13 protein-coding genes are annotated in these 13102 nt (G+C 59.6%); 9 read left to right on the top strand and 4 right to left on the bottom strand.

Annotated elements, in window-relative coordinates; all coding sequences use genetic code 11:
• Window positions 1–32 precede the first annotated feature (32 nt).
• From OF385_RS11665 to OF385_RS11650, 4 genes are all read right to left on the bottom strand, one after another.
• Window positions 33–1352 carry a phenylacetate--CoA ligase family protein gene (locus OF385_RS11665; RefSeq protein WP_264275510.1) on the bottom strand — a complete coding sequence of 440 codons (1320 nt, stop codon included), beginning with the start codon at window positions 1350–1352 and terminating at the stop codon, window positions 33–35.
• A gap of 37 nt (window positions 1353–1389) precedes the next feature.
• Window positions 1390–1830 (bottom strand): hydroxyphenylacetyl-CoA thioesterase PaaI, encoded by a 441-nt coding sequence (gene paaI / locus OF385_RS11660; protein WP_264277913.1) that lies wholly within the window; start codon window positions 1828–1830, stop codon window positions 1390–1392.
• Between the two features lie 114 nt (window positions 1831–1944).
• A complete protein-coding gene (locus OF385_RS11655; protein WP_264275509.1) occupies window positions 1945–2958 on the bottom strand; it encodes a GNAT family N-acetyltransferase in 1014 nt (337 codons plus the stop codon).
• Window positions 2959–2978: 20 nt separating this feature from the next.
• Entirely contained in the window at window positions 2979–5132 is a 2154-nt protein-coding gene (locus OF385_RS11650) for a S9 family peptidase (RefSeq protein ID WP_264275508.1), read from the bottom strand.
• A 201-nt stretch (window positions 5133–5333) separates the two neighbouring features.
• Here OF385_RS11650 and OF385_RS11645 point away from each other — a divergent pair, with 201 nt between their 5' ends.
• The 9 genes from OF385_RS11645 (at window position 5334) to OF385_RS11605 (ending at window position 12971) form a co-directional block, all read left to right on the top strand.
• Window positions 5334–6800, top strand: a complete 1467-nt coding sequence (locus tag OF385_RS11645) for an ABC transporter permease subunit (protein ID WP_413467990.1) — start codon at window positions 5334–5336, stop codon at window positions 6798–6800.
• Window positions 6797–7552, top strand: a complete 756-nt coding sequence (locus OF385_RS11640) for an amino acid ABC transporter ATP-binding protein (protein ID WP_061954893.1) — start codon at window positions 6797–6799, stop codon at window positions 7550–7552. Before OF385_RS11645 ends, OF385_RS11640 begins: the two co-directional genes overlap by 4 nt.
• Before the next feature lie 201 nt (window positions 7553–7753).
• The gene (locus tag OF385_RS11635; RefSeq protein ID WP_264275507.1) at window positions 7754–8203 is read left to right on the top strand and encodes a DoxX family protein; all 450 of its coding nucleotides are present in this window, start codon (window positions 7754–7756) and stop codon (window positions 8201–8203) included.
• 141 nt (window positions 8204–8344) lie between these two features.
• Window positions 8345–9331: a 1,2-phenylacetyl-CoA epoxidase subunit PaaA gene (gene paaA, locus OF385_RS11630; protein WP_264275506.1), complete on the top strand. Its 987-nt coding sequence runs from the start codon at window positions 8345–8347 to the stop codon at window positions 9329–9331.
• Window position 9332: 1 nt separating this feature from the next.
• Window positions 9333–9623 (top strand): 1,2-phenylacetyl-CoA epoxidase subunit PaaB, encoded by a 291-nt coding sequence (gene paaB / locus OF385_RS11625; RefSeq protein WP_264275505.1) that lies wholly within the window; start codon window positions 9333–9335, stop codon window positions 9621–9623.
• On the top strand, window positions 9620–10480 hold the full coding sequence (gene paaC / locus OF385_RS11620; RefSeq protein WP_264275504.1) for a 1,2-phenylacetyl-CoA epoxidase subunit PaaC: 861 nt from the start codon (window positions 9620–9622) through the stop codon (window positions 10478–10480). The genes paaB and paaC overlap by 4 nt, the downstream gene beginning before the upstream one ends.
• 31 nt (window positions 10481–10511) lie before the next feature.
• Window positions 10512–11009, top strand: coding sequence for a 1,2-phenylacetyl-CoA epoxidase subunit PaaD (gene paaD, locus OF385_RS11615; protein WP_264275503.1), 498 nt, complete (start codon window positions 10512–10514; stop codon window positions 11007–11009).
• The gene (gene paaE / locus OF385_RS11610; protein ID WP_264275502.1) at window positions 11006–12166 is read left to right on the top strand and encodes a 1,2-phenylacetyl-CoA epoxidase subunit PaaE; all 1161 of its coding nucleotides are present in this window, start codon (window positions 11006–11008) and stop codon (window positions 12164–12166) included. The genes paaD and paaE overlap by 4 nt, the downstream gene beginning before the upstream one ends.
• A 19-nt stretch (window positions 12167–12185) precedes the next feature.
• Window positions 12186–12971 (top strand): enoyl-CoA hydratase/isomerase family protein, encoded by a 786-nt coding sequence (locus tag OF385_RS11605; RefSeq protein ID WP_264275501.1) that lies wholly within the window; start codon window positions 12186–12188, stop codon window positions 12969–12971.
• The last annotated feature ends 131 nt before the right edge of the window (window positions 12972–13102 follow it).

Genomic DNA, 13102 nt, shown 5'->3' with positions numbered 1-13102 from the left:
GATGAGTCGATTATTCCATGTCCCTGCGCATATTACTGATTACGCTGATCATAGATTCGCTTGAGCTTGCCCATTGATCGCTCCAGCGACTCCGGCTCAACGACATCGATGGCGCAGGACGAGCCGATGTGGATCTTGATGAGCTTGGCCAGTTCCTTCCCTGCATGCTCAGCCTGCTCGGCCGTCGCATCCATGCGGCGTTCGACTTTCACTGCTAGTTGATCCATGCGGTCGGGGCGCGTAAGGATGAGCTGGAAGTGAGGGGAGAGGCCTGGCACCTTGAGGATCAGCTCTTCGATCTGGCTGGGGAAGAGATTTACTCCACGCAGAATGATCATGTCATCACTGCGCCCGGTGATACGGCCCATTCGACGGTGCCCGGGGCGGACGCTGCCAGGTAGCAGGCGCGTGAGGTCATGGGTCCGGTAGCGGATGATCGGCAGGGCTTGCTTGGTCAGCGAGGTGAAAACCAGCTCGCCATGTTCTCCATCACCCAGGACCTTGCTCGAATCGAAGGCATCGATGATTTCGGGGCGGAAATGGTCTTCCCAGATGTGGCTGCCGTCCTTGCGTTCATTGGATTCGCCAGCAACGCCTGGGCCCATGACCTCGGAGAGTCCGTAGATATCGCAAGCATCGATATTGAACATCTCTTCGAGTTCATGGCGCATTTCTTCGGTCCATGGCTCGGCGCCGAGAACCGCGACCTTCAGCGAGGTGCTGCGCGGATCGAGGCCCTTGCGCTGCATGGCATCGCCGATGGTCAGCAGGTAGGTCGGGGTGCACAGAATCGCGTCGGGGGCGAAGTCCTGGATCAGCGAAATCTGCTTATCGGTTTGCCCTCCGGACATGGGGATGACCGTTGCGCCAAGCTGCTCCGCAGCGGCGTGTGCTCCCAGCCCGCCGGTGAACAAGCCATAGCCGTAGGCGTTGTGCACCTTCCAGCCCGGCTTCACGCCGGATAGCCGCAGGCATCGTGCGCCGAGCTTGGCCCAATCAGCCAGGTCCTGCTGGGTGTAGCCGACAACCGTTGGCTTTCCGGTCGTGCCCGAGGACGCATGGATTCGGGAGACCTCGTGCTGCGGCACGGCGAACATGCCAAAGGGATAGGTCTTGCGCAAATCCTCTTTGTCCGTGAAGGGGAACAGCGCGAGGTCGCCCAGTTCCTTGAGATCCTCGGGGTGGACTCCTGCCGCATCGTATTTCTCTTTGTAGTGCGGGACGTTGGTGTAGGCATGGTGAAGGGTTTCCTTCAGCCGTTCAAGCTGGATGGCTTCAATTTGATCGCGGCTCATGGTCTCTTCCGGATCCAGGGGATTGGGAAGAGCGTCGCGGTTGGAAGTCTGAGACATGTTGAAACTTTCGTGTCGAGTGGACTGAAGGGCGGCCTTAGCGTGGCTTGGGCACAGTGCGGGAACGTCCGCGGAATTCGGCTACGACTTCGCTGCCCCCGTCGCTGGATTCCTGGGTCACCGTGATGTCATAGACCCCGCTACGTCCTTGTTGCGAGACCCGTTGGCCGGTGGCGGTAAGCGTTCTTCCGGGAATGGCAGGCCGAAGGAAATTGATATCCGCTCCGGCGGCGACGGTGATGTTCTCATCGGAGCCTTCTACGGGGTTGCAGCTCAAGGCAAAGGCGGTGTCTGCCAAAGCGAAGATCATTCCGCCGTGGCCGATTCCAAAACCGTTGAGCATTTCGGGGCGCAGTTCCATGGTGATGACCGCATGCCCTTCGCGAACTTCGACGACGTTGATGCCCATCCATTGAGTCGCATAGTCATTGCGGAGAATGGCGTGGGGCATGGGTTCTTCTACCTGGGTATTTGTCATCATTGTCCTTCGCCGATTTATTTACCGAACGATCATTAGGTAATAACAAAATGTGAGCTAAGTCAAGTTGCGTAGCGGTAAGCAAGGATCTGTTGCGAAGCGCAATACCGGAAGCTACGAGGCGAACAGCTTGTGATGCAAGGCCACGATGAACGGCTCCTTGATCCGGTTGTAATCCATGACTAACCCATTCTCGCCCTGCTCGGCCAGCAGCTGGGCCGCGGCCTTTCGCTTGACCCTCGCGTAAGCCTGGCGGTCAGCAGCATTGCCCTTGAGATGCTCACGGAAAAGAACCATGCGCACGTACTCCGGGCTGCCGGCGGAAAACACATGGACGTTGGCATCGACGCGACTGCTATCGGCAGCCGGCTTGAACATGCGGTGTGCGTACCAGCCAGGCTCGCGATGCCAGAACACCAAGCCAATGCCCTCCAACACCGGAGCGTAGCTGGGCTCGTCATTGGCGTCGGGGACCAGCAAGCAGATGTCAATAATCGGTTTCGCCGGAAGCCCCGGAACCGACGTGGAGCCAGTATGTTCAATGGCCAGGGCCTGCGGCCCCAAGGCGCCAGCGATCCGCTGTGCTAGCTCCTCGAAGTCCCTCGGCCAGCTCGGCGAGGGCTCGTCAATGCGAATATTGCCCCGGGTCAGCTGGCCATTGACCGCCTCGTACTCCGGGTCTTCCGCCGGCTGGCTGTGCAGCAAAGGAAGATATGGCGCGGTGCACAAGTACCGCGCGACACCAGGCCACCGGGGATCCTCGGCGGAATTGGAAATGACGCAGCCCATTGCCCGGTAGAAATCGACGGCATCATCATGTGTCGTGGCCCAGACATTCTTGCGGTGAATCAAGCGCAGTTCCTCAATCAGGGCCCGGCCTAATCCACGTTGCTGGAATTCGGGCAGCACCGCAAGATATTCCAAGCACAGCGAGTACTGATCGCTGTGCCGATAGGCCGCCAACGCATCGATGGTCCCGTCCTCGGCGCTATGCGCCAGAACCTTCAGCTCCTGGCACTCATCGAGCAGATCTTCCAGGCCTTGTTCGCCTGCGGGATCGGCGGCCAGCACCAATAACCGGCGAACCGACGAATCGTCACGATGGTTCTTGATCTTGATGTGGCGCATGGCCGCCTTCCTGACGCGAGTTAGATGAGCTTGATGCAGCCCAGGGCATCCAGGGCGAAAGCATAGTCCCAAGCCCGTGATTTCCAGGATTCATAACGGCCCGAGGCCCCGCCGTGGCCACCGTCCATCTCCGTCTTGAGCACGATTGGCTCTTCACCGGTGCCCACTTCACGCAGCTTGGCGACCCACTTGGCCGGCTCGACGTACAGTACGCGGGTGTCGTTCAGCGAAGTGACCGCCGCGATCTTCGGGTAGGCCTGAGCCGTGACGTTTTCATAAGGAGAGTACGACTTCATGTAGTCATAGACTTCTTTGCTCTCAATAGGATTCCCCCACTCTTCCCATTCCAAAGCAGAAAGCGGAAGATCCGGATCCAGGATGGATGTCAGCGCATCCACGAAGGGAACCTGGGCGATGATTGCGGTGTACAGCTGCGGAGCCATATTCGCGATGGCGCCCATGAGCAGGCCGCCGGCCGATCCGCCCAGGGCGACGATCCGCTGGGGATCGGCAATGCCCGCCTCGATGAGGTGCCTTGTGGAATCGATGAAGTCGGTAAAGGTGTTCTTCTTATGGAGCTTCTTGCCGTTCAGGTACCAGTCGCGACCCAGCTCGCCACCGCCACGAACGTGGGCAATGACAAAGATAACGCCGCGGTCCAGCACGCTCAAGCGCGGGATGCCAAAGCCCGGGTCCATCGATGCTTCGTAGGAACCGTAGCCATAGACCAGCACCGGCTGCGGCACGGAGACATCAAGATCAGCGCGGCGCATGATGGTCAGCGGAATCCTGGTTCCATCCGCAGCGGTGGCCCAATCGCGGGTGGAGAGGTACTTGGAAGCGTCGTAGTTGTTGACCGGGGTCTGTTTGCGCAGGTCCAGCGTCTGGCCATCAAGCCAGAGGTCGTAGACGCGGGCCGGCGTGAAGTCAGCGGTGTAGCTGATGCGGATCAGCGGCGCATCAAGTTCGGCATAGGCCAGGGAAGCGGTGAACAGCTCATCCTCGAACCCGGGCTCGATGGCTGGACCTTGCGCCGCGGTGCCCAAGCCCTGAAGCGGAAGCAGCTGGACTCGTTCGCAGGTGTCGCGGCGCACTGAAAGGATCACGTGCGATCCGGTCAAGGCCGTGCCTTCCACCTTGACCGTATCTTCGTGGGCCACCACGGTCTGCCACTGTTCTGGCTTGGTACCCTGGCCCAGCTGTTCCACATCAGCAAGCGAGACCATGTTATTCGGTGCTTGGAAGTCGTGGGTGATCAGGGCTTGGCCTGTGCCTGGCATCAGATCGATGCCATGGAGCAGTCGCAATTCGCGGGGAACCAGCAGGGTCACCTCGGCCTGGTCCGTGGCCAGATCCAGCATGCTGGTCTCAGAGTATTCGGAGTTGCCGCTGGAAATCATCAGGGTCTTGCGATCCGGGCTCAGATCGAATCCGAGCCACATCCCTGGATCGTTCTCTTCGAAGACCAGCTGATCCTGGGCCGCGTCGGTGCCAAGGCGGTGCGCGCGAACCTGGTTCGGGCGCCACGTCTCGTCCACCACAGTGTAGAAAACGGTCGAGGAGTCGGGGGAGAACGCCAAGCCGTAGAAGATGCCTTCAATGACATCGGGCAGCAGCTGCCCAGTGGACAGATCCTTGATGTACAGGGTGAAACGCTCGTCGCCGGCATTATCAACGCAGTAGGCCAGCAGGTTGCCCTCTTCGTTCAGCGCCATGCCGCCAAGGGAGAAGAATGGCTTGCCCTCGGCCAACGCGTTGCCATCGAGCAATACCTCTTCGGCCGGCAGGCTGTGTTCTGGATCGATCACGGGGGGAGTCCAATCAGCGACCTGGTCCGGGGAATCGGTGGCCTTGACCCGGCACTGCACGGTGTACGGCTTGCCCTCGGCGGAGCGGGTGAAATACCACCAGCCGCGTCGGCGCACGGGAACCGACAAGTCGGTCTCCACGGTGCGGGCTTTGATCTCATTGAAGAGGTCGTCGCGCAAGGGCTGCTGTCCGGCAGTGACTGCGTCAGTGTATTCATTCTCGGCCTTGAGATGCTCGAGCACCTCGCGGCTGGACTTCTCGCGGAGCCACTCATAGTTGTCGATGAAATCATCACCGTGGAAGCTGCGGGTGGTCGGACGCTGTGCGGCCTGCGGGGGATTGGCGGTCAACGATGGATCAGTCATATCCCTATTCAATCTCACCTCCGGGCACTATGGGCGCAAGCTATGCTCAGCGCGGACAGAACGGCCTAGTCCAGCGACGGAAACCTGCGGTAACGAGGAGCCAAGGGTACCGGCTAGACTTTATTGCGCTTAGGCTTGCTGGAATAGGAATTTATCTGCAGCTTGGGCCATTCGCCCTTCAGCACGAGAAAGCGATCATCAGTGGAAAAGAAACAAAGAGCAGCCCGCGCCGGGCGCCTGAGGCGGTGGGTTGCCGCCGCAGCCATCGGCCTGATGGCCCTGGTCATCGGAGCGCCGTCGGCTATGGCCCAAGGCAGCGACAGCGTCGAAGGGAAAACCTTCGTCATCGGCACCGATACAACCTTCGCCCCCTTCGAATTCCGCAAGGATGGCGAACTGACCGGCATCGACATGGATATCCTGCAGGCGATTGCCGAAGACCAGGGATTCAAGGTCGAGGTCCGCTCCCTCGGTTTTAGCGCCGCGCTGGCGGCCCTGTCGGCTAATCAGGTCGATGGCGTGATTGCGGGTATGTCGATCACCGATGAGCGCAAGGAAATCTATGATTTCTCCGAGCCTTACTTCGAGTCCGGCGTCCAGATGGCCGTGTCCCAAAAAGACGAGGACATCAAGGGCTATGAGGATCTGGACGGCAAAACCGTAGTAGCCAAGACCGGTTCAGAAGGCGAGGCCTACGCCAAGTCCATTTCCAAGGAATACGGGTTCAAGGTCAAGTCGCTGGATCAGTCGGCAACCATGTACGAGTCGGTGAAGTCCGGTTCGGCGGTGGCGGTATTCGATGATTATCCGGTGCTGGCATACGGCATCGCCCAGGGCAATGGCCTGAAGACCGTCACCGACAAAGTTCCCGGCGGCTCCTACGGTTTCGCCGTGAACAAGGGCGAAAATACTGCCCTGCTGGCGGCCTTCAATGACGGCCTGGCCGAGTTGAAGGCCAATGGCGAATACCAGAAGATCTTGGACGAGTACCTTGCTGACCCCAGCGCCGCGGTGCCAAGCAACTTCTTTGATCTGGTGGCCAAGTCATTCCCGGCCTTGATGACCGGTTTGTGGCACACCCTGCTGGTCACCGCCATTTCCTTCGCTATCGCCATGGTGCTGGGTCTGGTCTTCGGCTTCCTGAAGATCTCGCACAACATCGTCCTGCGCGGCATCGCAACGACCTTCGTGAACATTTTCCGCGGCACTCCGCTGCTGCTTTGGGCCTTCATGTTCTACTTCGGCCTGCCGCAGTTGACCGGTTGGGAAATCTCGGTCTGGACCGCTGGCGTACTGACCTTGTCGCTGAACGCCGGTGCCTATGTCGCGGAAATCGTTCGCGGTGGCATCCAGTCGGTGGATCCAGGGCAGCTCGAAGCATCGCGCTCGCTGGGCTTGGGCTATGGCAAGTCCATGCAGAAGGTCGTGGTTCCCCAGGCTTTCAAGATGATGACGCCATCGTTGATCAACCAGCTGATCATCAGCTTGAAGGACTCCTCGCTGCTGTTGGCCATCGGCTTCGCCGAACTGCTCTACCAGGGCCAGCAGATCTACGCAGCGAACTTCCGCGTGACCGAGACCCTGCTCATCGTAGGTGTAATCTACTTCATTGCCATCATGGCCCTGACCAAGCTGGCTAACTACGCCGATCGGAGGTTCAACAAGTGAGCGCGGTAACCGAGCAAAGCTCCCAAGTGAAGATTCAGGTCAAGGACCTGCATAAGTCTTTCGGCTCCAACAATGTGCTCAAGGGCATTGACCTTGATATCCGTGAAGGCGAGGTCGTGTGCGTGATCGGGCCTTCTGGTTCCGGCAAGTCCACCTTGCTGCGCTGCCTGAACAAGCTTGAGGACATCACCTCCGGCAAGGTCGTCGTTGACGGTTTCGACGTGACCGATCCCAAGGTGGATATCAATGAAGTCCGCCGCCACGTGGGCATGGTCTTCCAGCACTTCAATCTCTTCCCGCACATGTCGGTGGCCGAGAACATCATGCTCGCGCCGGTTGAGCTGAAGAAGATGAACAAGGCGCAGGCTCGCGAGCGGGCACTGGAACTGCTGGAACGCGTGGGCCTGAGGGACAAGGCCGATGCCCGTCCGGCTTCGCTTTCCGGCGGCCAGAAGCAGCGTGTTGCCATTGCCCGCGCACTGGCCATGGCTCCAGGCATCATGCTCTTTGATGAGGCCACCAGCGCGCTGGACCCGGAGATGGTGGGCGAGGTGCTGCAGGTCATCAAGGAGCTGGCTGAGTCCGGCATGACCATGGTGCTGGTGACCCACGAAATGGGCTTTGCCCGCGAAGTGGGGGACCGCGTGGTCTTCATGGCTGATGGCGTGGTCTGCGAACAGGGCGAGCCGGAACAGCTCTTCGGCAACCCGCAGCAGGAACGCACCCGCGACTTCCTCTCCAAGGTCCTCTAGGGTCCGGCCCGCGGCAGCGATCAAGCCGTGCCGTCCGTTCCAGCTTTGGCTGGCAACGGACGGCACGGCTATTTTGCGTGATGAAGCTTACTGGCTTGAAACGTCAATGTGCTTGAAGCTTCAACTTATGGCACATAGTGTGGAGTAGGAAATCGAGCAGGAAGACCCCCTGGCCGGAAGTCCTTACCTAGGAGCTGGATAATGACCGCACTGGAAAACAACCCCCGCTTGCTCGCCTCGGCGCAAATCGTCTTGCGCTTCGCGATCGGTTTTCTCTTCGCTGCCCACGGCTGGCAGAAATTCTCGCAATTCACCCTCGAGGGCACTGCTGCCAGCTTCACCCAGATGGGCGTCCCGGCTGCCAGCATAGTCGCACCGGTCATCGCGACCTTGGAGCTTGTGGGTGGCATCGCATTGATCTTCGGCCTCGCAACGCGAATCTTCGGCGCGCTGCTGGCGCTGGATATGGTCGGAGCCATCGTGATGGCCCACGCGCAAGCCGGCGTATTCGTTGCTGATGGCGGGTTTGAACTGGTGCTGGCTCTCGGCGCTGGCGCGGCCGCCCTTGCTTTGATGGGTCCAGGAAGCTGGGCTCTGGATCGCTTGTTTGCTGGCCGAAAGAGCGCTCGGCGCGAATCGGTCAACGCCTAGAACCAAGCGTTTGCGACCAGCCCCAAGGAATCATCCTTGGGGTTTTGTCGTATCCCGGGAACTCATGTTGACGTGATGGAGCGCACTCTGACATACTGAACGAACGGTCAGTATGTAATTTGTAATCGATGAGGTGAACCCATGGCTGAGAGAACACCGCAGGAACCGGGACTAAGTGCCGTTCCGAGCTACGAAGAAGAGCAATCGCAAGCTCGCTTTGATGTCTTGATTGACCAGGACTCCCGCGTGGAACCACGCGACTGGATGCCTGAGCCCTACCGCAAGACCTTGACCCGCCAGGTATCCCAGCATGCCCACTCCGAAATCATCGGCATGCAGCCCGAAGCCAACTGGATCACCCGCGCTCCATCATTGAAGCGCAAGTCCATTTTGATGGCTAAGGTTCAGGACGAAGCAGGCCACGGATTGTACCTTTACTCGGCCGCTGAAACCCTGGGGACTAGCCGCGACGAGCTCAACGACCAGCTGCTGACCGGTCGTGCCAAGTACTCTTCGATCTTCAATTACCCCGCCCGCTCATGGGCCGACATGGGTGCCATCGGCTGGCTGGTCGACGGCGCCGCCATCGCCAACCAGGTCCCGTTATGCCGTGCATCCTATGGTCCCTATGGCCGCGCGATGGTCCGCATCTGCAAGGAAGAATCCTTCCATCAGCGTCAAGGCTTCGAGATCCTGCTTGCGCTGTCCCGCGGCACCGACGCACAGAAGAAGATGGCCCAGGACGCGATCAACCGGTTCTACGAGCCATCGCTGATGATGTTCGGCCCACCCGATGACCAGTCGCCCAACTCCCAGCAGTCCATGGCATGGAAGATCAAGAGATTCTCCAACGACGAACTGCGCCAGCGCTTCGTTGGAATGATCGCAGAACAAGTCAAGGTACTGGGAATGTCCCTGCCGGACCCAGAGCTGCACTATGACGAAGACAAGAAGCAGTGGATTCACAAGGATTTGAACTGGGATGAATTCATGGCAGTGATCAAGGGCAACGGCCCAGTCAACTCCCAACGCCTGGAACGCCGCCGCGAGGCGCATCGCGAGGGCGCATGGGTACGAGAAGCAGCATCGGCATACGCCGCAAAACAAGTACAGAGCGAGGTCGCCTAGCATGAGCCAGCAGAGCAATTGGCCCCTGTGGGAAGTTTTTGTCCGTTCCTCCCGAGGACTCTCGCATGTGCACGCGGGGTCCCTGCACGCGCCGGACCATGAGATGGCCGTGCGCAACGCGCGCGATCTCTACACCCGCCGTAACGAAGGCGTATCCCTTTGGGTCGTCAAGTCCACGGACATCATCAGCTCCGATCCCGACGAGAAGGATTCATTCTTCGAATCTCCCCAGGGCAAGGACTACCGCCACGCCACCTACTACAAGGCCAGCGAGGGAGTGAAGCACCTGTGAAGCACGACGAACTGGATGCCGCACTGGACAGCTTCGGCGACGCCTTGGCCTCGGCTACCCGCGTCACGCCAGGCAACGCATTGCGACCGGAGGACATCGCCGTCGATGGCGTGGCACCAAGCGAAGAAGTCGCCCAGTACGCGCTGACCCTGGGTGATGACGCGCTGATTCTGGCCCAGCGCCTGGCGCACTGGATCTCGCGCGCTCCGGAATTGGAAGAGGATGTTGCCCTGGGCAATATCGCCTTGGATATCCTGGGCCATGCCCGCTCATTCCTCACCTACGCCGGTCTGGCATGGGGCAAGACCGAAGACGATTTGGCGTACTGGCGCGAGGAAGAAGAATTCACCTCGTTGTGGATCGTGGAGCAACCCAATGGGCACTTCGGTGTCACGATCATCCGGCAGCTCATCGTCTCCGTATTCCAGCACCTGATCTACCAGCAGTTGACTACGTCCCAGGACGAAACCCTGGCGGCCATCGCGGCCAAGGCCGTCAAGGAAGTGGACTACCACCGCGACCATGCCATCCAGTGGACCATCCGCTTGGGGCAAGGGACCGAGGAATCGGCGGAAAAGATGCGCCATGCCCTCGAAATCCTCTGGCCTTACGTTGACGAAATGTTCCGCGACGAAGCGGTGCACCAGAACCTGGACTCGATAGCCGTGCGCCCCTCGACCTTGCGCGAAGCCTGGCAGGAAGAAATTTCCGCAGTGCTGGCACAAGCAGGCTTGCAGATTCCAGCCACGGGCCAAGCCATGGCCTTCGGCCGACGCGGGGAGCATTCCGAACATCTGGGCTACCTTCTCGCGGAAATGCAGGTACTGGCCCGTAAACACCCCGGCGCAAGCTGGTAACCATTCATCAGGCCCGAGAGGGGGAGCAGTCATGAGTAAGACGATCGCCGGCACGACCGAGCTGTTCGCCATCGCAGCGAAGGTCAATGACCCGGAAATCCCGGTGCTGTCCATTGCGGACCTCGGGATTCTGCGCGAGGTCAACCTCGATGATGATGGAACAGTGCAAGTGCTGATCACGCCAACGTACTCCGGTTGTCCTGCCATGGATGTGATCAGCGAAGATCTCTACCAGGCATTCACTCAAGCCGGATACGAGAAGGTGGATATCAAGCTGGTGCTCACACCGGCCTGGTCCACCGACTGGATGAGCGATGAAGGCAAGAAGAAGCTAGAGGAATACGGCATCGCTGCGCCGACCGGGCGCGGACATGCAGGGCGCGTCACCCTGGGGATGAGCGTGAAATGCCCTCGCTGCCACTCGCTGAACACTCGTGAATTGTCACGATTCGCTTCGACTTCATGCAAGGCGCTCTACACCTGCAAAGACTGCTTGGAACCCTTCGACTACTTCAAGGTACTCTCATGACCGAACAACAAACCTCCACCCGCCGCAGGGCTTCATTCCACCGGCTAAATGTCTCCAACGTGCGACGGCTGACCAAGGATTCCATCGAAGTCACTTTCGCCATTCCCGAGGAACTGCGCGATGAGTACGACTACGTGGCTGGACAGTACGTGGCGTTGCGCAAAGAACTGCCCAACACCGAGGGAGAGCTCGTCGAGCTGCGACGCTCCTACTCGATCTGCGCAGCCCCGACTGGTGACGAAATCAAGGTGGCGATCAAGCGGGACCTCGGTGGGCTGTTCTCCACCTGGGCCAATGAAGAGCTGACCGCGGGAGATCAAATCGACGTGATGAGCCCCGCCGGCGCTTTCATCTCCAAGCACCGGATCACCGAAATCAATGATCCATCGCAAATCAATACCACCAGCCAGGACCGGTTTGTCGCGGTCGCTGCCGGCTCGGGGATTACACCGGTGCTGGCCATTGCCCGCACAATTCTTGAAGCCAATGACCATAGCCGCTTTGATCTGATCTACGCCAACAAGGCCGCCATGGACGTGATGTTCCTTGAAGAGCTGGCAGACCTCAAAGACCGCTACCCGGCGCGGCTGGCCCTGCACCACGTGCTCAGCCGGGAACAACGGATTTCACCGCTGCTTTCCGGCCGCATCGATGCCCAGAAGCTGACCGTGCTGTTGACCAATGTCGTCCAAGCGCCATCGGTGGATGAATGGTTCTTGTGCGGTCCGTTCGAATTGGTGCAGCTGGTGCGCGACCAGCTCACTGAGCTTGAAGTTCCAGCGGACAAGGTGCGCTTCGAGCTATTCAGCACCGGTGAGCCGAATAAGCCGCAAGGCCATATCGGGCGTCCGGTCATCGTGGATGAGAATGAGGCAAGCTATGAGATCAGCTTCAACCTTGACGGCCTCAAGGGCGAAGTCAAGTCCCCGGTACGTGCCAACGAAACGGTATTGAACGCCGCCTTGCGCGTGCGCCCGGATGTGCCATTCGCCTGCGCTGGCGGCGTGTGCGGCACCTGCCGTGCCAAGGTGACCCGCGGATCGGTAACCATGGCTGAGAACTATGCGTTGGAACCCGAAGAAGTGGATGCCGGCTATGTGCTGACCTGTCAGTCGCACCCGACCAGCGACAAGCTCACCGTCGATTTCGACGCATAGGAAAGGCCGGCGAATAATCATGATCGAACTGACCATTGCCGATTCGATAGCCCGGGTGGTGCTCAACGCTCCGCAAAAGATGAACTCCTTGGATGAGGCGGCCTTGGCTGAGCTCTCCGAAGCCTATGATACGGCGGCCGCCGGGGCGGCTGATGGCAGCGTTCGAGCCTTGGTGCTCACCGGCGAAGGCCGGGGCTTTTGCGCGGGACGGGATATCTCAGGAGTGAATCCTGCCGATGACGATGTGATCGGCTACCTCGAAGGCAAGGTCCAGCCGTTGCTGGAAAAGATGTCCAATTTCCCGGCGCCTACCTTCGCCCTGGTGCAGGGTGCCTGCCTTGGCGTGGGACTGGGCTTGGCGATCGCCACCGATGTCGTTTACGTAGCGGAGAACGCGAAGATCGGTTCTCCTTTCGCCAACCTCGGGGCAACGTTGGACTCTGGTGGCCATTGGCTATTCACAGAGCGTCTTGGCGCCCATCGGACCCTGGACATGATCTACACGGCTGAATTGATTTCAGGTGCGGAGGCCGTGCGCTCGGGGCTGTTCTCCCGCGCTTTCCCGGCAGGGGAACTAGTTCCCCGCAGTGAAGCGCTGATTGGAAGGGTCGCGCAGGGAGCAACTCAAGCCTTCGTCGCGTCCAAGGCGCTGGTCCAGGAAATCCGCAATCAGCGGGCTGGACTGTGGGCATCGATGAAGAACGAAAACCTGGCCCAAGCGGCATTGTGCGATACCGCGGATTATGCCGAAGGGTTCCAGTCCTTCCAGGAAAAGCGCCCGCCGGTGTTCACCGGAAAGAAGTAATCCCGAAGAACCCAATAACTCGCAAAAACACAAAGCTGCTCCCTTGGCCGCCGGTTCGGAATGAACCTGCAGCTAGGGTGCAGCTTTTGTTTTGTCGTCAAGCCAGCGTTGCCGCAGCGCGCTGCGGTGGG

The organism is Glutamicibacter sp. JL.03c, from assembly GCF_025854375.1.
Lineage (GTDB): Bacteria > Actinomycetota > Actinomycetes > Actinomycetales > Micrococcaceae > Glutamicibacter.
This window is presented reverse-complemented; position numbering and strand designations above follow the sequence as displayed.

Bases quoted from the DNA above. Each gene is read 5' to 3' on its own strand.
- OF385_RS11665 (WP_264275510.1), bottom strand. From the start codon at position 1,352: ATGTCTCAGACTTCCAACCGCGACGCTCTTCCCAATCCCCTGGATCCG.
- paaI (WP_264277913.1), bottom strand. From the start codon at position 1,830: ATGACAAATACCCAGGTAGAAGAACCCATGCCCCACGCCATTCTCCGC.
- OF385_RS11655 (WP_264275509.1), bottom strand. From the start codon at position 2,958: ATGCGCCACATCAAGATCAAGAACCATCGTGACGATTCGTCGGTTCGC.
- OF385_RS11650 (WP_264275508.1), bottom strand. From the start codon at position 5,132: ATGACTGATCCATCGTTGACCGCCAATCCCCCGCAGGCCGCACAGCGT.
- OF385_RS11635 (WP_264275507.1), top strand. From the start codon at position 7,754: ATGACCGCACTGGAAAACAACCCCCGCTTGCTCGCCTCGGCGCAAATC.
- paaA (WP_264275506.1), top strand. From the start codon at position 8,345: ATGGCTGAGAGAACACCGCAGGAACCGGGACTAAGTGCCGTTCCGAGC.
- paaB (WP_264275505.1), top strand. From the start codon at position 9,333: ATGAGCCAGCAGAGCAATTGGCCCCTGTGGGAAGTTTTTGTCCGTTCC.
- paaD (WP_264275503.1), top strand. From the start codon at position 10,512: ATGAGTAAGACGATCGCCGGCACGACCGAGCTGTTCGCCATCGCAGCG.
- paaE (WP_264275502.1), top strand. From the start codon at position 11,006: ATGACCGAACAACAAACCTCCACCCGCCGCAGGGCTTCATTCCACCGG.
- OF385_RS11605 (WP_264275501.1), top strand. From the start codon at position 12,186: ATGATCGAACTGACCATTGCCGATTCGATAGCCCGGGTGGTGCTCAAC.